The sequence below is a fragment of the Roseateles sp. P5_D6 genome (assembly GCF_054049415.1).
Map to the genome: position 1 here is coordinate 52801 of NZ_JBFUMK010000003.1, position 20216 is coordinate 73016.

The window sequence follows — 20216 nt, forward strand, 5'->3', positions numbered from 1 at the left end:
TCGCCCGCTGCTGACGTTAGCTGCTCGCCGCCCGAGGATAGTCGCGCGTCGGCAGTCGGCCCACCCCAAAGCCGACACCGGCCAGTGCCCCGCAGCGCGGAATCAATCCGTGTTCTTCGCCAGGCGAGCTGCGAGCTTCATGAGCGTGGGCACACGCTTCCTGCCGTGCATGGCACGCAGTCGCGCCTTGGCTGCGCCAATGTCGATGCCCGCGCACGTCACAAACAGCGGCTGCGTTTCCTCTTCTCGCATGACCTCGAACTGCGCCGACAGGCCCGGCAAGCGCCGCTTCGAAACACCCACGATAGGCACCTTGCCGCCCAGCGCGTGATACAGGTGCTGGCCAAGGCCCGGTGTTTCGTCAGCATCCAGATGGACAAAGCCGTCAACCAGGATGAGCTCCGGTTCCAGGCTGTGCTCGCGCAGCAGTTGCATCACACAGGGCAGCTCTCGCAGGTCGAGTTCTCCTCGCACGGCCTTCTCGACATGGGTGATGCACGAGATGTAAGTCTGCGTCGCTTCCGCGGCATCCCAGGCGTCGAAAGCCACAGCGGCAGCATTCGCCTGCGCGCCATCGAAATGAACAGCCACTACGAGTTTCATGCAGGAGTATGAGCCGCTCTGCGAGTGCCGCCGGCTGAAGCCTCCTGCGTTCGCCCTACGATGCACGGCGTCAGCGTGGCGACGCTGGTAAACGCACGGCCGCAGCCGTCCCTGTGAGGGGTGCAGGCTTCGACACCTGCCACTGACACCTTGCCTTCTTTTATCCCATGCCGCTTCTTCTCATCATCGACATGCAGGTCGGCATGACCTGGCCCCAGTCCGGCGTGCGCAACAACCCGCAGGCCGAGGTGCAGATCGCCCGCCTGCTGGACGCCTGGCGCCGCGCCGGCGCACCCATCGTGCACGTTCGCCACATCTCCCGCACACTCGGATCGCCGTTCTGGCCGGGCCAGCCCGGCGCGGAGTTCCAGCCTGCCCTGGCGCCGCGCGACGACGAGCACGTCGTCGAGAAGAACGTGCCCGATGCCTTCACCCACAGTGGCCTGGAGCGCTGGCTGCATGCGCGCGGCCACCGCTCGCTGGTCATCGTCGGCGTCAGCACCAACAACTCGGTCGAGGCCACCGCACGCAGCGCCGGCAACCTGGGTTTTCAGACCCATGTGGTGGCCGACGCCTGCTTCGCTTTCGACCTGACCGACCTGCGCGGCGTGCACCATGCGGCCGAGGAGGTGCACCAGATGGCGCTGGCCAATCTGCAAAGCGATTACGCCACCGTCATCGACACCGAGGCGGCCGCCGCGCTGCTGGCCCGCTGAACCATGCGCCTCCTGCTTGTCGAAGACGACCTCATGATCGGCGAGAGCCTGCGCGAGGCTTTGCGCCGCCAGGGCTTCGCAGCTGATTGGGTGCGAGATGGCCAGGCCGCCGATGCGGTCTTGTCCAGCGGCGAACGCTTTGACGCCGTGCTGCTGGACCTGGGCCTGCCCAAGCGAGGCGGCATCGACGTGCTGCGCTCGATGCGGGCGCGCGAGGACGCGACGCCGGTCATCGTGCTGACCGCCCGCGACGCGCTGACCGACAAGGTGGCCGGCCTGGACGCCGGTGCCGACGACTACCTCGTCAAACCCTTCGAGCTGGACGAACTGCTCGCCCGATTGCGCGCCGTCACGCGTCGCCATGGCGGCCGCACCGACACGGGCTTGCAGGTCGCCGATCTGCGCCTGGACCCCGCCACCCGCGAGGTCACGCGCGCCGGCAAACCCATCCTGCTGTCGGCCCGCGAGTTCGCGCTGCTGGAGGCGCTGCTGGAGCGGCCCGGCGCCATCGTGTCGCGCGCCCAGCTCGAGGACCGCCTCTACGGCTGGGGCGAGGAGCTGGAGAGCAACGCCATCAGCGTCTACATGCACCAGCTGCGCAAGAAGCTCGGCGCCGACCTGCTGCATACCGTGCGCGGGCTGGGCTACTACGCCGGCCCTGAAAAAGGTGGCGCGCCATGAAGTGGCTGGGCACGCTGCGCGGCCGCCTCTTCGCGCTGTTGGCGGCACTTGGCGCGGTGACGGCCCTGGCCGTAGCCGGCGCCACCTATGTCAGCGTGCGCGCCGAGGCCGACGAGTTGTTCGATTACCAGTTGCGCCAGACGGCGCTGTCGCTGCGCGACCAGGGCCGCATCGCCGGCGACGAGGCCGCGGCGTTGGCCGACCCCAGCCTGGACTACCTCGTGCAGATCTGGTCCGTGCAGGGGCTGGAGATCTATTCCAGCCGGCCGCAGGGCATGACCGAGGCGCTGCCGGCGCGCGCGGTGCTGGGCTTTTCAAACCTGCACCTCGCCGGGCAGGACTGGCGCGTGTTCAGCGCGGCCACGCCGCAGCGCGTCGTGCAGGTCGCCCAGCCGCTGGCCGTGCGCCAGAAGCTCGCCGCACTGGCGGCCCTGCGCAGTGTCGTACCGCTGGCCGTGGCCCTGCCGCTGGTGGCGGCGGCCGTCTGGTGGCTGCTCGGCGTGTCACTCGCGCCACTGGCGCGCGTCACCCGCGCGGCCCAGGCCGGCGGTGCCAACGCGTTGCACCCGCTGCCCACCGCCGGCCTGCCCGGTGAAGTGGCGCCGCTGGTCGACGCCTTCAACGACCTGCTCGGGCGGCTCTCGTCCGCCTTCGACGCCCAGCGCAGCTTTGTCGCCGATGCGGCTCACGAACTGCGCTCGCCGCTGACCGCGCTGAAGCTGCAACTCGGCCTGCTGCGCGATGCGGCACCGGGCGAAGAGCAGGACGCTTCGATTGCTCGCCTGCGCGGTGGCATCGACCGCGCGGTGCACCTCGTCGAGCAGCTGCTGGCCCTGGCCCGCGCCGAGCCCGGTGCCGCGGCGGCCGAGTTGCCGCTGGACCTCGCCGACCTGGCCCGCCAGGCCGTGGCCGATGTGCAGCCGCTGGCCGACAAGGCCGACGTGACGCTGGCCCTGACCGCCCCCGACCCGCTGCTGCTGACCGGCGACCCCCAGGCCCTGCGCGGCGCCCTGCGCAACCTCATCGACAACGCCGTGAAGTACGGCGCCCGAACGGTGCAGGTGAGCGCGCTGCGCGGCTCGCGTGGCGCACCGCTGCTGCGTGTGGACGACGACGGCCCCGGCATCCCGGCCGACCAGCGCGAGCGCGTCTTCGATCGCTTCCAGCGCGGCGAAGGCGCGACGGTTGAAGGCAGCGGGCTGGGTTTGGCCATCGTGCAGGCGGCGGCGCGGCAGCAGGGCGCCAGCATCAGCCTGGACGCATCACCACTCGGCGGGCTGCGTGCGGAGCTGGCCTGGCCGGCCACGTCATGACAACAGCCTGCCGCTGAGCGCCAGCCACACGGTGCGCACCGTGAGGACCGCGAGCGCCATGCTCAGCAGGCCCAGCAGCACGATGGCGATGACCCAGAGCGGCGCGCTGTCGCGGAACTGCGCGTACTTCAACGCTGCGTTGACCAGCGCGGCCAACGGGAAGCCGATCACCCACCAGCCCAGCGAGAAGCTGGCGCCGCGGCGGAACACCTTGGGCACGATGACAACGAACATGAACAGCGCGAAGTAGAAGAGCAGCGCGGCGAAACGGTCGACGCCGCCCACGAGGTTGACGTACGCCAGAAAGCCCACGGCAAAAGGCGCCATCAGGATCATCAGCGACGGCGTCATGGCGGGCGCCAGCGGGTCGCGGTGCACGAGGCGGCTGAAGATCAGCAGGTAGAGCAGCACCGCCAGCACGGCGCCCACGGCACCGGCCATCAGGTTGACCTCCGGCGCCCAGGCCATGGGCATGTGGCTGCCGGTCAGGGGGATGTCCAGCGTGGCCACGCCCGGCATCAGCGAGGCCGGCAGCGCGTGAGACGCGTCCACGCTGCCCTTGAGCAGGCGGGAGGTCGACACCCCTGCGAGGGCGAGCGTTGCCAGCACTCCGACCGTCCAGATAACGCTGGCGGCAGGCGTGCTGTACGGCTCGACAACCGCCGCCACCAGCAGCACCGCGATGACGACGGTGCCGAAGAAGTTGCCGGACACGGGGTGATGGAACTCCGCGTGCACGGCTTGGCGGTGCCAGGCCAGCTTGGCCAGATAGCCCAGCGACAACAACACGAACACGCCCACGGCAAAGGCCGCTATGGCCTCACCCACCCACGCCGGCACGCCCAGGCTGATGTGCGCCAGCCGCCATGCAAGTGCCAGCCCCGACAGGCCCATGACCGAACCGAACAGGCTGACGGGCAGGTCGCGCACGGAGCTTGCCGGGCGCGTTTCAAAAGTGGGTGAGGCTGGGCCGATGGGTTGGGTTTGCATGATGAGCCTTCTGGCGCAATTTGCCGGTGTCGACATTTTCTGCCAGACTCGTTTGGCCGCCTTCGCCAACGTGCGACGTTTTCTGCCAGTCATCGGACCTTCTCTGCCATCCCCGCCATGCGCGTCGCCATCCTTGCCTTCCCCCGCTTCCAGCTGCTCGACGTCGCCGGGCCTGCCGACGTCTTCGTCGAAGCCTCGCGCCAGCTCAAGGACCCCAGGGCCTACCAGGTACAGCTGATCTCCAGCGAGGCCGGCCTGCTCACCAGCAGCAGCGGCCTGCGCCTGGCCGTGGATGCGACGGTGGCGACGCATCGCGGGCGCATCGACACCCTGCTCGTGGCTGGCAGCCCCACCATCGAAGACATGGCGAGCGACGGGCCATTGCAGGACTGGCTGCGGCGCCAGTCGCGCACGGTGCGGCGCTACGGCTCAGTCTGCACCGGCGCCTTCGTGCTGGCGGCCACGGGTCTGCTCGACGGCAAGCGCGTCGCGACCCACTGGAACGCCGCGGCACGCCTGGCGGCCGCCTACCCCGAGGCCTGCGTCGAGGCGGACGCCATCTACGTGAAGGACGGCAAGCTGTTCACTTCCGCCGGCGTGACCGCGGGCATGGACCTCGCGCTCGCGATGGTGGAGGAAGACCACGGCCGCGACCTCGCGCTGCGCGTGGCGCGCGAGCTGGTGATGTTCCTCAAGCGGCCCGGCGGCCAGAGCCAGTTCAGCGCCCACCTGGCCGCGCAGACGTCCGAGCGATCCAGCGTGCGCGACGTGCAGGACTATGTGCTGGCCCACCTGAAGGCCGACCTTTCAGTGCCCGCGCTGGCCGCGCGCGCCGGCATGAGCGAGCGCAGCTTTGCACGCACCTTCCGCAGCGAGGCCGGCACCACACCCGCGGCCTTTGTCGACCATGCCCGCATCGACGCCGCCCGCCGCCTGGCCGAGGAGTCGGACCTGCCGGCCAAGCGGCTGGCGGATGCGGTGGGGTATGCGAATGCGGACGGCTTCAGGCGGGCGTTTGCGCGGCGGTTGGGGGTCAGCCTGGCGGAGTACCGCAGGCGGTTTGCGAAGTCCTGACCGACGCCAAGGGCGTGCGGCTCAGGACTAAGGAGCTGGCGCCCGCTTTGCAGCGAGTGCCGTCATCCGCGGCAGGTCGCCGGGTTCACGGTCTTGGACAGGAAGCAGTCGTCGAGTCACCTGTCGACATGGCAGCAACGACTGCTTTCGCAGCGGCGAGGGTGCGCCACACGCACCTCACCCCGACATCTCTGCAGCGGAAGCTGCAAGCAACCGTCCGATCGCTCAAGCGTCATCTGGGTATCCCTGAAAGAGCCTTCCTGCCGAAGGCATCAGGGCAGTTCCCGCAAGGACTCCCAGGACTGTTTCAAGTGGTCAATGAACCACCTGCCCGCGGGCCCGGGCGGTTCGGAAGCCGGGTGATACGCGGACATGGTCAACATGAAGCCCGTCCGCGGCATGTCGTCCACATCGAGGACAACCAGGGTGCCGTCAGCGATGTCCTTCTCGACCATGTGCAGTGGCATGCCGCCCCAGCCGACGCAGTCCTTCAGGAAGGCGTACTTGGTCGACAGATCGGCTAGGCGCCAGGTCGACGGCGACACCACGCCGTAGTCGCGTCCTGCCATCAGGTCTGATCGGTCGGTGAGCACCAGCTGGACGTGCTTCGCCAGCTCGCTTCGGGGAATCCGATCTGCCCATGCCGCGAGCGGATGGTTCGCCGCGGCGACCGATACCAGGGGCAATTCGCCCAAGCGCTCGCTCACCAGCGACGGGAACGTCACAGCCGGCAAGGTCGAGAGAATGCCCAAACTGCACCGCCCATCCAGCACGGGCTGGTAAGCCGCTCCCAGGCCCTCCACGAACAGGCGCAACGGCGTAAGAGGGAATTGGCTCGCAAATGCCTTTGCGGCAGCGCTGACGAGCGCAGTGGGGAAGAACACGTCAACCACCACCGAGAGCTCGGTCTCCTGGCCTGCCGCCATCAGCTTGGCTCGGGCCTTCAGCGTGTCCACACCAGACACGATGTTGCGGGCGTCGGCCAGCAGAAGCACACCCTCCGCGGTGAGCTTCGGAAACCGGCCTGAGCGGTCGAAGAGCACCACGCCGATTTGCTGCTCCAACCCGCTGACCCAGCCGCTCACCGCTGACTGCACGCGGTTGAGCTTGCGTGCGGCGGCGGAAAAGCTGCCCTCGTCCACCGCGGCGATGAACGTCCTGAGCTGGTCCAAGGAAACGCCGTCGAGCAATTGAGACTCCTTCCATCTCTTAAACAGATGGATCGAATCTCAATATACCGGCTTCTCAGAATGGAAGCCGGTCTCCATCATTCGTTCCCATGCAGCCATCGCTGCAAAGGATAGGAGGCAGCAGGGACCCATCTCTGTTTTAGCCCCAGTTTCTGCAAGCCACCCTCAAAGGACCCGTCCCATGCGCAAGACCCTCATCGCGGCCGCACTGGCCGCCGCCACCGCACTCGTCGGCACTGCTCACGCGGAAGTCGCCACCTACAGCATCGACCCCACGCACACCTTCGTGACCTTCGAGGTCACCCACTTCGGAACGTCGACCAACCGCGGTCGGTTCGACAAGAAGGAAGGAACCGTTCAACTCGACAAGTCAGCCAGGACCGGCAAAGTCGAACTGACGCTCGAGACCGGCTCCATCGACACCGGCACCGCCGCGTTCGACCAGCACCTGCAAAGCGACAACTTCCTCAACACCGCCGCGTTCCCGACGGCCAAGTTCGCCGCCAGCACGTTCAGCTTCAACGGCGACAAGGTCAGCGAAGTCGCGGGGCAACTCACGCTGCTGGGCAAGACCCTCCCCGTCGTGCTGAAGGCCTCCAACTTCAACTGCTACACGAACCCCATCCTCAAGCGCGAGGTGTGCGGCGGCGACTTCGAGACCACGATTCAGCGCAGCCAATGGGGCATGGGCTGGGGCATCAACTTCGGCATCCCCGACACCGTGAAGCTCGCCGTGCAGGTCGAAGCCGTCAAGCAGTAAGCCCGCTGCGAACCACCCCCACCCACTTCGAGACCCAACATGCAACTCCTTCATCTTGACTCCAGCGCCCTCGGCGCCGCGTCCGTCAGCCGCCAGCTGACTGCTGAAATCGTCGCCCGCCAAAAGGCGCTTCACCTGGACATCCGGGTGACCTATCGGGACCTTGCAGCCGACCCCGCCTTGCACCTCACCGGCGCTCATATGGCCGCGCGCATGGGTGCTACCAGCGACGACGCCACCATCAACGCCGACCTGGTCAAGGGCAACGCCTACATGGACGAACTGCTCGCCGCAGACGTCCTCGTCATCGGCGCACCCATGTACAACCTGTCGATTCCGACGCCGCTCAAGGCCTGGATCGACCGCGTCGCCGTGGCCGGCAAGACCTTCCAGTACACCGCGACCGGGCCGCAAGGGCTGCTCAAGGGCAAGAAGGCCTTCATCGCATCGGCGCGGGGCGGCGTCTACTCGGCCGGCAGCCCGGCTGCTGCGCTCGAGCACCAGGAAAGCTACCTCATTGGCCTGCTGGCCTTCCTCGGTGTGACCGACGTGAAGGTCGTGCGCGCCGAAGGCATCGCGTTCGGGCCGCAAGCCAAGGACGCCGCTATTGCCAAGGCCTTGCAAGACATCGAGGCGATTGCGGCCTAAAGGGCACGCGCTTCGCAAATCTCAAACCCCCATCGAAAGAATCATCATGACCTCCTACTCCATCATCGGTTCCGGCAACGTCGGCACCGCCCTGGCCCGTCACTTCGCCCGCAGCGGCATTTCCGTTCGGATCGCCAACACGCGCGGCCCCGAGTCCATTGCATCGCTTGCCGCTGAACTTGGCGACAAGGTGGTTCCCGTCGCGTTGCAGGACGCTCTTGCGGCCGACGTCGTCATCCTGGCTGTTCCATTCCGTGCTCACGCAGCGGTCGGCGGAGCCCTCTCGAACTGGTCTGGCAAGGTCGTTGTAGACGCGATGAACACCTACGGCATCTCGCCGGAAGAGTTGAAGGGGCAGGCTTCCACGGACGTGGTGGCTGCCGCTTTCCCAGGCGCGAAGGTGGTCAAGACGCTGAACCAGCTGCCGGCCAAGCTGCTCGCGCAAGACCCTGCGGTCAACGGTGGTCGGCGTGTCATGTTCGTGTCGAGCAACGACGCCGGCGCTGAGGCGGCGATGGCCAAGCTGGTCGCGGACCTGGGCTTCGCGCCGGTCCCTCTGGGCAAGGCGAACGAGGGCGGGCTGCTGATCGGTATGGGCGGGCCGCTGATCCTGCAGAACCTCATCAAGCTGAGCTGACTGCCGCCCACGAGTGGCTCACCCACTGCTCTCTTCGGATTGTTCATGCCCCGTTCCATCATCAGCGTCGCCCGGCTCGGCACCCCCTGGGAAACCATCGACCCGTTTCTCGTCTGCGCCTATCACCTCGACCACTATCCACCTGGGAACGCCGACTTGGGACCGGTTGAGCCACCACCTGCCGATACAGGTGCCGGAAAGCCCTGGCGCATGTACTTCGGGCAGACGGTGCCAGGCTTCCCTGCCCACCCGCATCGCGGCTTCGAGACCATCACCATCGTCCGCCAGGGCGTGGTCGACCACTCGGACTCACTGGGCGCCACAGCCCGGTATGGCGCGGGCGATGTGCAGTGGCTGACTGCGGGGCGTGGTGTCGTGCATGCGGAGATGTTCCCTTTGCTGGACCCCCTCGAGCCGAACACGCTGGAGCTGTTTCAGATATGGCTGAACCTGCCGGCGCGCGACAAGATGGCTGAGCCCAGCTTCAAGATGTTCTGGTCCGAGGACATCCCGAGGCATGTTGAAGCCGGCGTCGACGTCACATGCATCGTCGGCGCCTTGCACGGAGTGCACATGCAACAGCCGCCGTCACCGCCTTCAAGGTCATGGGCGTCAGACCCTAGTTCGGACTTGGCCGTGTGGACGTTGAAGATGGCGCCGGGTGCGAGGTGGCAGCTACCGCCTGCCTTGGGTAGTGGCACGCGCAGGCAGCTCCTCTTCTTCAAGGGCTCCACGCTGACCATCGACGGTGAGTGCGTCGACGCGCGTTCTGCTATCGAGGTCGACTGCTCCGCCGTGGTCGAGCTTGTAAATGGGTCCAAGGAGGCCGAGGTACTGCTGCTCCAAGGCCGCTCGATTGAAGAACCCGTCGTGCAGCACGGGCCGTTCGTGATGACCACGCTAGACGAAATCCGACGTGCCTACGAAGACTACCGAGACACCCGGTTTGGAGATTGGGCTTGGGGCGTCTACGACCCGAACCATGGCTCGAAGCGGGGAAGGTTCGCTTCAACCGATTGACTTTCGAGGGCCGTGGTCAAGCGACTGCTCCCATGGGCGAAGCTGCCGGTCGGTGCCAGCAGCGCTCAACGACCGGTCCGGACGGCTGCTGTCGCTGCTGCATTGGCATGTGAATGACTCAGCTCAGCCTGATGCCGAAGTTCGGCGGACTACTGCTTCGCAGCGATTGCCGACGCTCGCGGCCGGCGTGCGTAGGGCAGCAATGTGCCCAAAGCGGAAGCCCGCCGAACCTAAGCAACAGGCTGGCTGCAGTCGCTCGATTTCCGCAGTCCTGCGACCGCCGCCTGGAGCAGCTGTCATTCGACCAATTGATCGTGGAATGACCGCTGCACTTCCAGGACCAGCCTCTCAGCGGAACTGGCGACCGGGGCCACCAAGGCAAGGCCGGCGACGATGTTCGGGTCAGTGTCAGATTCGAAGGCCGTGAACTGGCGGTCGCGGAGGGCCGCTTTCAGGTAGGCATCGAATCCAGGAAGACGTAGAGCGCGGCAATCTTCCCATCGCGAACGATGATGACATCCAGGCCCGTGTAGTCCGGCTCCTCACCCTTCACGCCGGAACTCCAATCAATGCGGCCGGCGTTGTGGAGAGCCTGAGGTTCACCGACCGGCGTATAGGAAAAGTGCGGGTGCGTCGCGCGAAGGTCTCCGGCGAACTTGTCGAGGGCGTCGTGCCCGATGAATATTCCCGGGGGAACGTAGAGCGCACAGTCTTCGGTATAGAGGTCCTTGATCGCTGCGCGACGGCGCATCGCATCGCCTTCACCGAAGACCTCCTGAAGGTTGCGGTGCAGGAGTTCGTGGATACGATCTGACATGGCATTCTTCCTTGGTGATTGACTACCGATCGATCCCCGCCGCGGTCTTGTAGATGTCTGGGGATCGGGATGGATCGTTGCCGTACGCCACCCATATCGGCGTTGGCTTCAACGCGAAGTCCTTGAGAAGCACTTCTCTTTAACGGTTGTCCTCGGCGAGACCGGGTTGATTGCGGCGGCGATTCAAATCACACCCAAGCCAGGCAACCTGCAGAACGCCTGACGCGCAGAGTGTTACGAGCATGCGAAGGACCAGGCAACGCTCCGATTCGGGTCTGGCACAAATCTCGCTCCTTGCCAACGGGCAAGCGACGTTCGAGTCAACGTCGCCTACTCCAATGACCTCGCTGGTCCTTCCTTGATCGCTCGGCCGTTCAGGCGATCCGTGTCAGGCGCTGTGTGATCTCGGCGACGTGCCGACCCTGGAATTGCGCCAACTCCAACTCGTTCGCGCTGGGTTGTCTCGAGCCGTCACCGCCGGCGATGGTCGACGCGCCGTAAGGGCTGCCACCGGTGATCTCGTCCAGGCGCATCTGGCCTTTGGCGGTATATGGAAGGCCGACGATGATCATGCCGTGATGCAGCATGACGGTGTGTGTGGACAAGATCGTCGACTCTTGGCCGCCGTGCTGAGTGGCCGTAGATGCAAAGACCGAACCTACCTTGCCGATCAACTTGCCGGCGAACCAAAGTCCGCCGGTCTGATCGAGGAAGTTCTTCATCTGGGCTGCCATGTTGCCGAATCGGGTGGGAGTGCCCACGATGATCGCGTCATAGTCCGCGAGCTCGTTCGGACTCGCAATCGGAGCCGTTTGGTTCAGCTTGAAGTGGCTGGCCGTCGCGACTTCGTCCGGAACAAGTTCGGGAACGCGCTTGACAGTTGCGGTCGCGCCTGCGCTGCGGACGCCTTCAGCGACTGAGTGTGCCAGGGCCTCGACGTGGCCGTAGCTCGAGTAGTAGAGAACCAGTACTTTTGCCATTTCTTGTCCTCGTGATGAGTTGTGGATCAGTTGTGGTGGAACTGTCCCTCTCGGAGAGCCGTCCGCTTGACGGGCGACATCGAGAGGGTTGGGCGCTAGCGGAATTGGCGCAGTGCGCTTCGCGTCTCCGCGACGAACAGCGTGGGCTGCTACGTCGCGGGGAAGTGGCCTCCCTTGGGAACTTTGTTCCAGTAGGAGAGATTCGAATAGGTCTCAGCATTCACTGGCCAAGCGCGGCCTCCTCTTCGCGTGGATAGACGTCGGCGCGTGCCGCCCCCGCGACCGCCCGCATCACGCGCGAACCGTCCGGAACGCCTTGCGGAGCTCATCGGTGAAGATCGCCGGCTGCTCGAAGGCTGCAAAGTGACCGCCGCGGTCCACCTTGTTCCAGTAGATGAGGTGGGGCCAGTGCGCCTCCGCCCACGATTTCGGCGTCGTGAAGATCTCCTTGGGAAACATGGTGGCCGCCATCGGCAGGTCGATCACTCCGGCATTGAAATTGGCGGAGCCCTTGCGCGTGTTTTCCCAGTAAAAGCGTGCGGACGAGGCCGCCGTGTCGGTGAACCAGTAGACGGAGATGTCATCGAGCATCTCGTCCATCGTGAGCACCTTGTCGACGCTGCCGGGGTTGTCCGTCCACGCCTGAAACTTCTCGTAGATCCAGAGGGCCAAGCCGCCCGGCGAGTCTGCCAGCGGATAGCCGATGGTTTGCGGGCGGGTCGCCTGCTCCTTGAAGTAGCCGGCCCAGTCGCCCGTGAACTGCGCGGCGCGATCCATGGCGTATCGCTCTTCCGCTGTCGGGTCCACCGGCAGCTTGTCGGGGAAGACGAAGGCCCAGTTCACATGCGCGGCCACCAGGCCTTCGGGCTTGACATGGCCGAGCGCGTGGGTCACACCGGATCCCCAGTCGCCGCCTTGGGCAACCCAGCGGGCATAGCCCAGGCGCTTCATCAGGACACCCCAGGCCTTGGCCGTGCGGACGACGTCCCAGCCCGTATCGGTGGGCTTGCCCGACCATCCGAACCCCGGCAAGGAGGGAATGACGACGTCGAACGCCTCTTCAGCGCGGCCGCCGTACGCAGTCGGGTCCGTCAGCGGGCCAATCACCTTGAGGAATTCGACCACCGAGCCCGGCCAGCCGTGGCTCATGAGGACGGGCAGCGCGCCCGGATGCTTCGACTTCACATGGATGAAGTGGATGTCGAGGCCGTCAATGCGCGTCCTGAACTGCGGATAGCCATTGATCTGACGCTCGAACCTTCGCCAGTCGTACTTGTCGTGCCAGTATTTGATCACCTGCTTCGCGATGTCCAGGGGCACGCCTTGCGACCAATCGGAAACCGTTTCACGCTCGGGCCAACGCATCATCGCCAAGCGGCGCTTCAGGTCGTCAATCTCGGTTTGTGGCACGGCGACCCGAAAGGGCACGATCGCTTCTGGCGCACCGGCACCCTGGCCGGCGAACGCGGTCGCCTGGGTCAGCAGGCTCGTCGTGAACGCAGCAGCCGAGGCACCGCGCGCGATGCCGAGAACCGCATCGCGGCGTGAAATTCTTTCGGCGGACAGCCGTTTCAAGAGGTCGGACATGATTGGCCCTCAATCCTTCTTGAATGCGGCGGCAGCCGCTGCCGTGTCGAGTGCTTCGCGCAGCAGCTTGATCTTGCCGTTCTCTGCGATCAACACGCCGGCATAGGTCTGGCGGTACACCTTGCCGGTGTCGGGCACCAACGCTTCGACCGAATACTCGGCGAATGCCTTGTCAGGCGTGTCGATGAACGCCCTGAATTCCTTGAACCTGAAATCGGGCACACGCTTCAGCAGGCCGGTCAGGAGTCCTTCGACTCCCACAGGTCCGGTGACATGCACCTTGATCGTCGGAAGTTCCAGCACGCCATCGTCTGCGAAGAGCGCACCGGCGGCAGCGGGGTTCCGTGCGTTGTCGGTATAGGCCTTGAGGAGGTCGAGTGCAGTTTTCATGGTGAGGTCAGGTTCGGGTGGGTCGAAGGTCGTGGACGGAGTCCGGTGGTTGGGTTTGCAGAGCACGGAGGCTCAGGGCGGTGGGCTGCTGGCCACGAGCCCCCTGGACAGCAGGCTTTGCGCTGCAGAGGCCACGGCGTCTTCACTGCTGCGTGGCGCCCAGTCCAGCAGTTGGCGAGCCTTCCGGTTCGAGATGTGCTTGTCCTTGCCCAGCTCGGGCAGCACCTGCCTGAGCTCCGGCTTGAAGAGCGCGGCAACACGCACCAACCAGTCGGGAAGCTCCCTGGTCGGCGCCTTGGCCGCGACGTCGCCGAAGCGCTCGCGGAGCATGGCGGCGACCTGGAGCATCGACACGCAGTCGCCGGCCGAAGCGAGAAAGCGCTCGCCGGACGCCTTCGGGTGAGTCATGGCCCGGATGTGGAGGTCCGCGACGTCGCGCACGTCCACCACGCCGAAATACACCTTGGGACAAGCGCTGACCCGGCCCTCGAGCATGTGCTTGATCAAGGCGATCGACGACGAGCAGTCGGCGCCGAGAACGGGGCCGAAGATCCCCACTGGATTGATCACCGTCAACTCCATGCCTTGTCCTTCGGTGGCGACAAAGTTCCAGGCTGCCTTTTCGGCCAAGGTCTTGGACTTGACGTAGGCGCTGGAGCGTGCATCGAGGTGAGTCCAGGACGTCTCGTCGAGGACCTGGTCGGGACGCCTGTGGCCGTAGCCAATCGCGGCGAAGGACGACGTGAGGACGACGCGCTTCACTCCGGCGTTTCGTGCGGCGGTCAGCACGCGCAGAGTGCCCTCGCGGGCGGGGACGATAAGGTCGTCTTCATGCTTCGGCGCGGCGGGCGGGAAGGGGGACGCGACGTGGAGGACGATCTCGCAGTCCTTGACCGCATCGGCCCAGCCTTCGTCCCGTTGCAGGTCGGCCATCGCGAAGCCCAGTCGGTCATCAGCATGGGGCCTGCCTTGACCCACCATGGAGCGAACGTGTGCCTGCCGGCTTTCCGAGCGCACGGTCGTGCGCACTTCGTGCCCGCTTTGGAGGAGTTGCTCGATGCAGTGGCCACCGAGGAAGCCGGAGCCGCCAGTGACGAGAATCTTGCCCATGCCCATCAAATCCCTCACTCTTTTTTCACGTGACAGCAGACGCAAACACAGAGCCGAAGGCGCTCCGAGAATTCGCGCGGCGAGGGCGAACCCTCCTTCCAGGTGAGGCCGCAGAGGAACAGCACCTGCGCCACCTCCTTTGCTGAGCGGTTCGCACCGGACGCCATGAATTCAGGCGACGCGGCCAGCGCCCAGGCGATGCGCTTCATGAACTCGCCCTTGAACTCCTCGATGGCCGCAGGAAACAGCTGATCGCCCGTCACGATGACGTCGAACGATGCGGGACTGAACGTGGCCAGGTGCCTCCCGAACCAGGCATTCAGCGCCGCCGTCAGGCGGTCGACCAGAGACAGGTCGGCCCGGCCGAGCGCCTTGTCCACCAGCGCCATGCAGTCGACGAGGTACTTCTGCATCGAGGCCTGGAAGACCTCGTTTTTTCCCGCGAAGTGCAGGTAGAGACCCTGCTTGGAGATGCCGGCGGCAGCGGCCAGATCCTCGATCGAGGTCTTCCGGTATCCGTGCCGTCCGAACTCCTTGACGGCGGCGTCGAGGATCGAGTTCCTCCGCGCTTCCGCCGCCGATGGAGGCGCTTCACTTGATTTGCTTGCCATGTACCGAGTGTACTAATTTGGTCCATCTGGTCAACTGCCGGGTGTATCGCGGGCGCCAATCTTTGGCGCCGGCCTGGCAGCAAGTTCAACCCTTGCTGAACGCGCGCGCAGCGGCCGCGGTGTCAAGTGCCTCGCGCAGCAGCTTGATCTTGCCGTTCTCGGCGATCAACACGCCGGCATAGGTCTGGCGGTACATCTTGCCGGTGTCGACCACCATCGCCTCGACCGAGTATTCGCCGAAGACCTTGTCGGGCGTGTCGATCCAGACCTTGAAGTCTTTGAAGCGGAAATCGGGTACCTTGGCCAGCAGGCCGGAGAGCAGGGCCTCGACGGCCGAGGGGCCGCGGGCATGCGCCTGGACCGTCGGCAGCTCGAGGACGCCGTCGTCCGCGAAGAGCGCCGCGGCGGCGGCTGGAGTGCGAACATTGTCTTGATAGGCCTGAAGCAGTTCGAGTGCGGTTGTCATGAGACTTTCCTTGACAGGTGAGGGGCTCGTCGATGGGCAGTTCAGACCTGCGCCATGCCACCATCGGCGAACAGTTCGATGCCGGTGATGAACGACGAATCGTCGGAAGCGAGGAACAGCGCCGCTCTGGCGACGTCGTCGGGCTGTCCGATGCGGCCGATCGGCACCTGTGCGGTCAGGTAGTCGAGCAGTCCTTGCTGCTGCGCGGCCTCGGGCCCCGCGAGCTCGACCAAGCCGGGCGTGTGGATCGGCCCTGGCGACAGCGTGTTGATGCGAATTGCACGGCCCTTCAAGTCCAGAACCCAGCTGCGGGCGAGGTTGCGCACCGCGGCCTTGGTCGCGCTGTAAATGCTGAAGTTGGCAGTGCCCTTCACGCTGGTCGTCGAGCCCGCCAAGATGACGGAGGCGCCGCGTGTTGCCTTCTCCAGCAAAGGCAACGCCTTCTGCACCGTGAACACGACGCCCTTCACATTGCGTTCGAAGGTCTGGTCGAAATGCGCTTCGGTGATTGCGCCCAGCGGCAGCATCTCGCCCCCGCCTGCGTTCGCGTACAGCACGTCGACCCGGTCATGCTGTGTCCGCACCTGGTCGTAGAGCTTGTCCAGTTCGTCCAGCTTCGTCGAGTCGGCTCGCACACCTTGGGCGTTCTGCCCGATGGCGGCGACGGCCGCATCCAGCTCGGCCTGACGCCGTCCCGTGATGTAGACGAACGCGCCTTCGGACGCGAAGGTCTTGGCGGCTGCCAGACCGATGCCGGTGGTGCCGCCGGTGATGACGGCAACCTTGCCGGTGAGTTTGTTTCCCATGCCGTGCTCCTGTGTTGAGAGGGTGAGCGAAGCTTACGAATGTCATGGGCAGGAATAAAGATGAGGATTTGCACTTCTTATTTCATGTGCTTGAATAATGGGGACGAAACAACCCTACAGCCCACGCCATGGACCAACTGCTGGCGCTGCGCGTCTTCGTGCGGATCGCCGAATCCGGCGCCTTCTCGCGCGCCGCCGACACCATGAACATTCCACGACCCACGGTGACCAAGCTTGTCCAGGATCTGGAGCGCCACCTGGGAACAAAGCTTCTGCATCGCACCACGCGACGCGTTAGCGTGACGCCCGAGGGCGCGGCCTACTACGAGCGGGCCGCTCGACTGATCGGCGAACTCGAAGAGATGGACGAAAGCGCTTCGCGCTCGCGCGCCCAACCCCGTGGGCGCATCCGGGTCGACGTCGGCTCGGTCGTTGCCAACATGATCCTCATTCCCGCGCTGCCGGGTTTCCGCGCGCGCTACCCGGATCTGCATGTCGATCTCGGCGTCAGCGATCGTCCGATCGACCTCGTTGGCGAAGGCGTGGACTGCGCGATTCGGGGCGGGCCGTTGCCGGACACGTCGCTTGTGGCGCGACGCATCGCCGACATGGATTGGGTGACCTGTGCAAGCCCGGTCTACCTGAAGGCGCGCGGCGTTCCGAAGCACCCTTCCGAACTGATGCCCCGGCCCGCGCAGGACGCCGACAAGCGTCGCGTTCCCGGCCACGCCATCGCCGGATATTTCTCGTCGCTCACCGGGCGGGCGTTCCCGCTCGAATTCCACTGCGCGGGCGAGGAGATATTGGTGCACGGCCAAGTGGAGGTGGCCGTCAACGAGAGCACCGCGCATTTGAGCGCTCTACTGGCTGGCGTAGGAATCGGACAGGCATTCAAGTTCATGGCCGCGCCGCACCTCGAGAACGGACGGTTGACCCGCCTGCTCGACGACTGGATGCGCCCGCGCCAGCCCTTCCACGTGCTGTACGCGAGCAACCGGCACCTGAGTGCCAAGATCCGGCTGTTCGTGGACTGGGTGGCCGAAGTGTTCGCGCCATTCGACGATCGGTAGGCCTCGAAGGACAGGGCTCGAGGAAGCGGCGGCACCTGTTCGACCATCTGCGGCCCGGCTTGCCTGGGGTGTTCGCAGACCCGTGCCCGCCTTTCAGCGGCTTGTTCGAATCCGCGGCCAGCTGCCATGGGTCGAGAGCGCCTGTTCGCCGGCACGGACAGCCGACATTCGATCGACGCTGTGCCGGGGACTTCCTGAAGTACGGCTTGAATGGCCGCTGCGCGCTCCGCACCGGACGTTGGTGTCGCCGGCATGGGCTCAACTCAGTGGCTGGTTTGTGGCCGGCAGCGTGACCCCGATCCCTGGCAGCCAATGACAGCGCCCGCTGCGGAATTGACCCTTCCCCCTGGTCTCGAAGTTCGGCTTCGGGCACATTGCTGCCCCACGACTGATGAATCCGAGCGGCAGCAGCCAGCCTGAAGCCGCCACCGCAGACTCCACGTCCCACGTCGCCTTAACTTTCACCTCACCTTCCCCTCATCGAGCCCTCACCTCCCCTCCCTAGAGTCCACGGCAACGGCTGCGCCGCAGCCCGCCCCTAGAGGAGAGTTCTCGATGACCCAGACCGCCAAGATGACGGTGACTGCCGCGGCCGCTGCGCTGCTGGCTGCCGGTGTGACGCTGACCACCACGGCTTCGGGGTGGACCTTGCCCGGGTTTCACAAGGCGCCCGCCGCAGCGGCCGCCGACGCGACGCCCGGCGGCGGCGCCCCGACCACCGTGGCCCTCGCTGCGGCCACCACACCGGCACCCGCCGTGGCCCTTCCCCCCGCCCAGTTGCCCAACTACCGCGCCATCGTGCAGACCCAGGGCCCGGCCGTGGTCGGCATCACCGTGGCCGGCCTGCACAAGGTGGGCAATGACGACGGCGACGAAGGCCCCGTCGCGCGGGGTGACGATGACCCCTTCTTCCGCTTCTTCCGCGGCATCCCCGGGCTGCGCATGCCGCAGCAGGGGCCGCAGCCCTTCCGCGGCCAGGGCTCCGGTTTCATCATCAGCAGCGACGGTGTCGTGCTGACCAACGCCCACGTCGTGCGCGACGCCAAGCAGGTCACCGTCAAGCTCAGCGACCGCCGGGAGTTCTCGGCCAAGGTGCTGGGCAGCGACCCGGCCACCGACATCGCCGTGCTCAAGCTCGACGCCAAGGGCCTGCCCACCGTGCAGCTGGGCGACCCCAAGCAGGTGCAGGTCGGCGACTATGTGCTGGCCATCGGCGCGCCCTATGGCTTCGAGCAGACGGCCACGCAGGGCATCGTCAGCGCCAAGGGTCGCTCGCTGCCCGGCGACAGCGTCGTGCCCTTCATCCAGACCGACGCGGCCGTGAACCCGGGCAACTCGGGCGGCCCGCTGTTCGACGCGGCCGGCCGTGTCGTCGGCGTCAACGCGCAGATCTTCTCGCAGAGCGGCGGCTTCCAGGGCCTGGCCTTCTCCATCCCGGTGGACGTGGCGCTGAAGGTCAAGGACCAGATCGTTGCCCACGGCAAGGTCGAGCATGCGCGACTGGGCGTCACGCTGCAGGACCTGTCGGCGCCGCTGGCCTCGTCCTTCGGCCTGGGCGCACCCGATGGCGCCCTGGTGTCCAGCGTGCAGCCTGAAAGCGCCGCCGCCAAGGCCGGGCTGAAGGCGGGTGACGTCATCACGGCCATCGACGGCGAGCCGGTGCGCGTGGCGGGCGACGTTTCCAGCCGCGTCGGCCTGGCCCGCCCCGGCGACAAGCTCAAGCTGGAGCTGTGGCGCGACAAGTCCCGCGTCAGCGAGACCGTCAGCCTGGGCCGCGCCGACAAGGACACGCAGGAAGCCAATGCCACGCCCCAGGGCGGCTCGCTGGGCCTGGCGCTGCGTCCGCTGGAGCGCCAGGAGCTGCGCGGCTCGGGGCTGGACCATGGCCTGCTGATCGAAGGCGTGACCGGCCCGGCCCAGCTGGCAGGCGTGCAGCCCGGCGACGTGCTGCTGGCGCTGAACGGCAAGCCGGTGCAGAGCGTGGAGCAGGTGCGCGACGCGCTGAAGGGCAAGCCGGCCTCGGTGGCCTTGCTGGTGGCGCGTGACGGCCAGCAGATCTTTGTGCCGGTACGGCTCGGCTGACACATCTCGACGGCAGGGTGGCAGGCGCCACTCCGCACCTGGCCCGCGGCTCATCTGCCGCGGGCTTTTTTTCATCAGCGCTCCAGCCGGTGAAAACTCACGCGGCCGCCTGCCGGCCGGCCGGTTGCGCTAGGCTGCGTGTCATCTCACCGACTGCGGAGACCGCCCTGGAGATCTTGCTTGAACTGCTGCTCGAACTGATCTTCCAGGTCTTCGGCGAACTGCTCGTCGAACTCGGCCTGCATGCCGTGGCCGAGCCTTTTCGCAAGCAGCCCAGCGTCTGGGTGGCCGTGCTCGGCTATGTGCTGCTGGGCGGCATCGTCGGCGCGCTGAGCCTGTGGCTGATGCCCCAGCACCTGACGCGCGATGGCTGGCCCCGCCTGGCCAACCTCGTCGTCACGCCCGTGATCGCCGGTTTCGCAATGACGCTGATGGGCCTCTGGCGCGCGCGCCGCGGCGACCCGGTGCTGCGCATCGACCGCTTCGCCTACGGCTATCTGTTCGCACTGACGGTCGCCGTCGTGCGCTACAACTTCGCAAGCTGAGCCGCCATGGACGCCATTCGCTGGGTTCTCATCCTCATCGCGATTGGCGCTGCAGCTGCCGCCGCCCTGTGGCTGGGGCTGAGCGCGCCGCCCGCAGGCCCGGCCTTGCCCTCCCAGCCC

Annotated in this window: 22 protein-coding genes; 11 read left to right on the forward strand and 11 right to left on the reverse strand. The window is 66.2% G+C overall.

All coding sequences use genetic code 11. The features are described 5' to 3' along the window. Window positions 1-102: 102 nt before the first annotated feature. A complete protein-coding gene (locus ACXJKM_RS04300) occupies window positions 103-603 on the reverse strand; it encodes an endonuclease V (RefSeq protein WP_457350493.1) in 501 nt (166 codons plus the stop codon). Window positions 604-770: 167 nt separating this feature from the next. On the opposite strand from ACXJKM_RS04300, the gene ACXJKM_RS04305 reads away from it, so the two are divergent. The 3 genes from ACXJKM_RS04305 to ACXJKM_RS04315 are packed head-to-tail and all read left to right on the forward strand — an operon-like array spanning window position 771 to window position 3313. Then, complete coding sequence (locus ACXJKM_RS04305) at window positions 771-1319, forward strand: cysteine hydrolase family protein (RefSeq protein WP_457350495.1); 549 nt, start codon at window positions 771-773, stop codon at window positions 1317-1319. A gap of 3 nt (window positions 1320-1322) precedes the next feature. Beyond that, the gene (locus tag ACXJKM_RS04310) at window positions 1323-2000 is read left to right on the forward strand and encodes a response regulator (protein WP_056205437.1); all 678 of its coding nucleotides are present in this window, start codon (window positions 1323-1325) and stop codon (window positions 1998-2000) included. Next, window positions 1997-3313, forward strand: coding sequence for an ATP-binding protein (locus ACXJKM_RS04315; RefSeq protein WP_457350497.1), 1317 nt, complete (start codon window positions 1997-1999; stop codon window positions 3311-3313). The genes ACXJKM_RS04310 and ACXJKM_RS04315 overlap by 4 nt, the downstream gene beginning before the upstream one ends. Here ACXJKM_RS04315 and ACXJKM_RS04320 read toward each other — a convergent pair. Beyond that, a complete protein-coding gene (locus tag ACXJKM_RS04320; protein WP_457350499.1) occupies window positions 3308-4303 on the reverse strand; it encodes an SLAC1 anion channel family protein in 996 nt (331 codons plus the stop codon). The two genes, ACXJKM_RS04315 and ACXJKM_RS04320, sit on opposite strands and share 6 nt — an antisense overlap. A 117-nt stretch (window positions 4304-4420) precedes the next feature. On the opposite strand from ACXJKM_RS04320, the gene ACXJKM_RS04325 reads away from it, so the two are divergent. Then, window positions 4421-5377, forward strand: a complete 957-nt coding sequence (locus ACXJKM_RS04325; RefSeq protein ID WP_457350501.1) for a GlxA family transcriptional regulator — start codon at window positions 4421-4423, stop codon at window positions 5375-5377. 272 nt (window positions 5378-5649) lie between these two features. Here ACXJKM_RS04325 and ACXJKM_RS04330 read toward each other — a convergent pair whose 3' ends face one another. Beyond that, on the reverse strand, window positions 5650-6567 hold the full coding sequence (locus tag ACXJKM_RS04330) for a LysR family transcriptional regulator (protein WP_057295916.1): 918 nt from the start codon (window positions 6565-6567) through the stop codon (window positions 5650-5652). Window positions 6568-6748: 181 nt separating this feature from the next. Here ACXJKM_RS04330 and ACXJKM_RS04335 point away from each other — a divergent pair, with 181 nt between their 5' ends. The 4 genes from ACXJKM_RS04335 to ACXJKM_RS04350 are packed head-to-tail and all read left to right on the forward strand — an operon-like array spanning window position 6749 to window position 9632. After that, window positions 6749-7327 (forward strand): YceI family protein, encoded by a 579-nt coding sequence (locus ACXJKM_RS04335; RefSeq protein WP_457350503.1) that lies wholly within the window; start codon window positions 6749-6751, stop codon window positions 7325-7327. Between the two features lie 39 nt (window positions 7328-7366). Continuing rightward, complete coding sequence (locus ACXJKM_RS04340; protein WP_056205446.1) at window positions 7367-7975, forward strand: FMN-dependent NADH-azoreductase; 609 nt, start codon at window positions 7367-7369, stop codon at window positions 7973-7975. Between the two features lie 46 nt (window positions 7976-8021). Then, window positions 8022-8612, forward strand: coding sequence for an NADPH-dependent F420 reductase (locus ACXJKM_RS04345; protein WP_056205448.1), 591 nt, complete (start codon window positions 8022-8024; stop codon window positions 8610-8612). A 45-nt stretch (window positions 8613-8657) separates the two neighbouring features. Continuing rightward, on the forward strand, window positions 8658-9632 hold the full coding sequence (locus ACXJKM_RS04350) for a pirin family protein (RefSeq protein ID WP_457350505.1): 975 nt from the start codon (window positions 8658-8660) through the stop codon (window positions 9630-9632). 451 nt (window positions 9633-10083) lie between these two features. Here ACXJKM_RS04350 and ACXJKM_RS04355 read toward each other — a convergent pair whose 3' ends face one another. The 8 genes from ACXJKM_RS04355 to ACXJKM_RS04390 all read right to left on the reverse strand — a co-directional run bounded on the left by ACXJKM_RS04355 (window position 10084) and on the right by ACXJKM_RS04390 (window position 16399). Next, window positions 10084-10449, reverse strand: coding sequence for a nuclear transport factor 2 family protein (locus tag ACXJKM_RS04355; RefSeq protein ID WP_457350507.1), 366 nt, complete (start codon window positions 10447-10449; stop codon window positions 10084-10086). 374 nt (window positions 10450-10823) lie between these two features. Further along, entirely contained in the window at window positions 10824-11429 is a 606-nt protein-coding gene (gene wrbA, locus ACXJKM_RS04360; protein ID WP_457350509.1) for an NAD(P)H:quinone oxidoreductase, read from the reverse strand. 291 nt (window positions 11430-11720) lie between these two features. After that, window positions 11721-13016, reverse strand: a complete 1296-nt coding sequence (locus ACXJKM_RS04365; RefSeq protein WP_457350511.1) for an alpha/beta fold hydrolase — start codon at window positions 13014-13016, stop codon at window positions 11721-11723. 9 nt (window positions 13017-13025) lie between these two features. Next, window positions 13026-13406: a nuclear transport factor 2 family protein gene (locus ACXJKM_RS04370; protein WP_457350512.1), complete on the reverse strand. Its 381-nt coding sequence runs from the start codon at window positions 13404-13406 to the stop codon at window positions 13026-13028. Window positions 13407-13478: 72 nt separating this feature from the next. Beyond that, window positions 13479-14516, reverse strand: coding sequence for an SDR family oxidoreductase (locus ACXJKM_RS04375; RefSeq protein WP_457350514.1), 1038 nt, complete (start codon window positions 14514-14516; stop codon window positions 13479-13481). A gap of 14 nt (window positions 14517-14530) precedes the next feature. Further along, entirely contained in the window at window positions 14531-15127 is a 597-nt protein-coding gene (locus tag ACXJKM_RS04380) for a TetR/AcrR family transcriptional regulator (RefSeq protein WP_457350516.1), read from the reverse strand. A gap of 85 nt (window positions 15128-15212) precedes the next feature. Beyond that, complete coding sequence (locus ACXJKM_RS04385; protein ID WP_457350518.1) at window positions 15213-15593, reverse strand: nuclear transport factor 2 family protein; 381 nt, start codon at window positions 15591-15593, stop codon at window positions 15213-15215. Window positions 15594-15634: 41 nt separating this feature from the next. Next, window positions 15635-16399 carry an SDR family NAD(P)-dependent oxidoreductase gene (locus ACXJKM_RS04390; protein ID WP_457350520.1) on the reverse strand — a complete coding sequence of 255 codons (765 nt, stop codon included), beginning with the start codon at window positions 16397-16399 and terminating at the stop codon, window positions 15635-15637. A gap of 128 nt (window positions 16400-16527) precedes the next feature. On the opposite strand from ACXJKM_RS04390, the gene ACXJKM_RS04395 reads away from it, so the two are divergent. From ACXJKM_RS04395 to ACXJKM_RS04405, 3 genes are all read left to right on the forward strand, one after another. Continuing rightward, entirely contained in the window at window positions 16528-17469 is a 942-nt protein-coding gene (locus ACXJKM_RS04395) for a LysR substrate-binding domain-containing protein (protein ID WP_457350522.1), read from the forward strand. 555 nt (window positions 17470-18024) lie between these two features. Continuing rightward, on the forward strand, window positions 18025-19551 hold the full coding sequence (locus ACXJKM_RS04400) for a Do family serine endopeptidase (RefSeq protein ID WP_457350524.1): 1527 nt from the start codon (window positions 18025-18027) through the stop codon (window positions 19549-19551). A 176-nt stretch (window positions 19552-19727) separates the two neighbouring features. Continuing rightward, entirely contained in the window at window positions 19728-20096 is a 369-nt protein-coding gene (locus tag ACXJKM_RS04405) for a hypothetical protein (protein ID WP_056205453.1), read from the forward strand. The last annotated feature ends 120 nt before the right edge of the window (window positions 20097-20216 follow it).

Excerpts from the sequence above, each read along its gene's own strand:
- ACXJKM_RS04340 (WP_056205446.1), top strand. The coding sequence starts at position 7,367 with ATGCAACTCCTTCATCTTGACTCCAGCGCCCTCGGCGCCGCGTCCGTC.
- ACXJKM_RS04375 (WP_457350514.1), bottom strand. The coding sequence starts at position 14,516 with ATGGGCAAGATTCTCGTCACTGGCGGCTCCGGCTTCCTCGGTGGCCAC.
- ACXJKM_RS04300 (WP_457350493.1), bottom strand. The coding sequence starts at position 603 with ATGAAACTCGTAGTGGCTGTTCATTTCGATGGCGCGCAGGCGAATGCT.
- ACXJKM_RS04305 (WP_457350495.1), top strand. The coding sequence starts at position 771 with ATGCCGCTTCTTCTCATCATCGACATGCAGGTCGGCATGACCTGGCCC.
- ACXJKM_RS04325 (WP_457350501.1), top strand. The coding sequence starts at position 4,421 with ATGCGCGTCGCCATCCTTGCCTTCCCCCGCTTCCAGCTGCTCGACGTC.
- ACXJKM_RS04395 (WP_457350522.1), top strand. The coding sequence starts at position 16,528 with ATGGACCAACTGCTGGCGCTGCGCGTCTTCGTGCGGATCGCCGAATCC.
- ACXJKM_RS04335 (WP_457350503.1), top strand. The coding sequence starts at position 6,749 with ATGCGCAAGACCCTCATCGCGGCCGCACTGGCCGCCGCCACCGCACTC.
- ACXJKM_RS04345 (WP_056205448.1), top strand. The coding sequence starts at position 8,022 with ATGACCTCCTACTCCATCATCGGTTCCGGCAACGTCGGCACCGCCCTG.
- ACXJKM_RS04315 (WP_457350497.1), top strand. The coding sequence starts at position 1,997 with ATGAAGTGGCTGGGCACGCTGCGCGGCCGCCTCTTCGCGCTGTTGGCG.
- ACXJKM_RS04400 (WP_457350524.1), top strand. The coding sequence starts at position 18,025 with ATGACCCAGACCGCCAAGATGACGGTGACTGCCGCGGCCGCTGCGCTG.
- ACXJKM_RS04370 (WP_457350512.1), bottom strand. The coding sequence starts at position 13,406 with ATGAAAACTGCACTCGACCTCCTCAAGGCCTATACCGACAACGCACGG.
- ACXJKM_RS04365 (WP_457350511.1), bottom strand. The coding sequence starts at position 13,016 with ATGTCCGACCTCTTGAAACGGCTGTCCGCCGAAAGAATTTCACGCCGC.
- ACXJKM_RS04355 (WP_457350507.1), bottom strand. The coding sequence starts at position 10,449 with ATGTCAGATCGTATCCACGAACTCCTGCACCGCAACCTTCAGGAGGTC.
- ACXJKM_RS04350 (WP_457350505.1), top strand. The coding sequence starts at position 8,658 with ATGCCCCGTTCCATCATCAGCGTCGCCCGGCTCGGCACCCCCTGGGAA.
- ACXJKM_RS04320 (WP_457350499.1), bottom strand. The coding sequence starts at position 4,303 with ATGCAAACCCAACCCATCGGCCCAGCCTCACCCACTTTTGAAACGCGC.
- ACXJKM_RS04310 (WP_056205437.1), top strand. The coding sequence starts at position 1,323 with ATGCGCCTCCTGCTTGTCGAAGACGACCTCATGATCGGCGAGAGCCTG.
- wrbA (WP_457350509.1), bottom strand. The coding sequence starts at position 11,429 with ATGGCAAAAGTACTGGTTCTCTACTACTCGAGCTACGGCCACGTCGAG.
- ACXJKM_RS04385 (WP_457350518.1), bottom strand. The coding sequence starts at position 15,593 with ATGACAACCGCACTCGAACTGCTTCAGGCCTATCAAGACAATGTTCGC.
- ACXJKM_RS04380 (WP_457350516.1), bottom strand. The coding sequence starts at position 15,127 with ATGGCAAGCAAATCAAGTGAAGCGCCTCCATCGGCGGCGGAAGCGCGG.
- ACXJKM_RS04390 (WP_457350520.1), bottom strand. The coding sequence starts at position 16,399 with ATGGGAAACAAACTCACCGGCAAGGTTGCCGTCATCACCGGCGGCACC.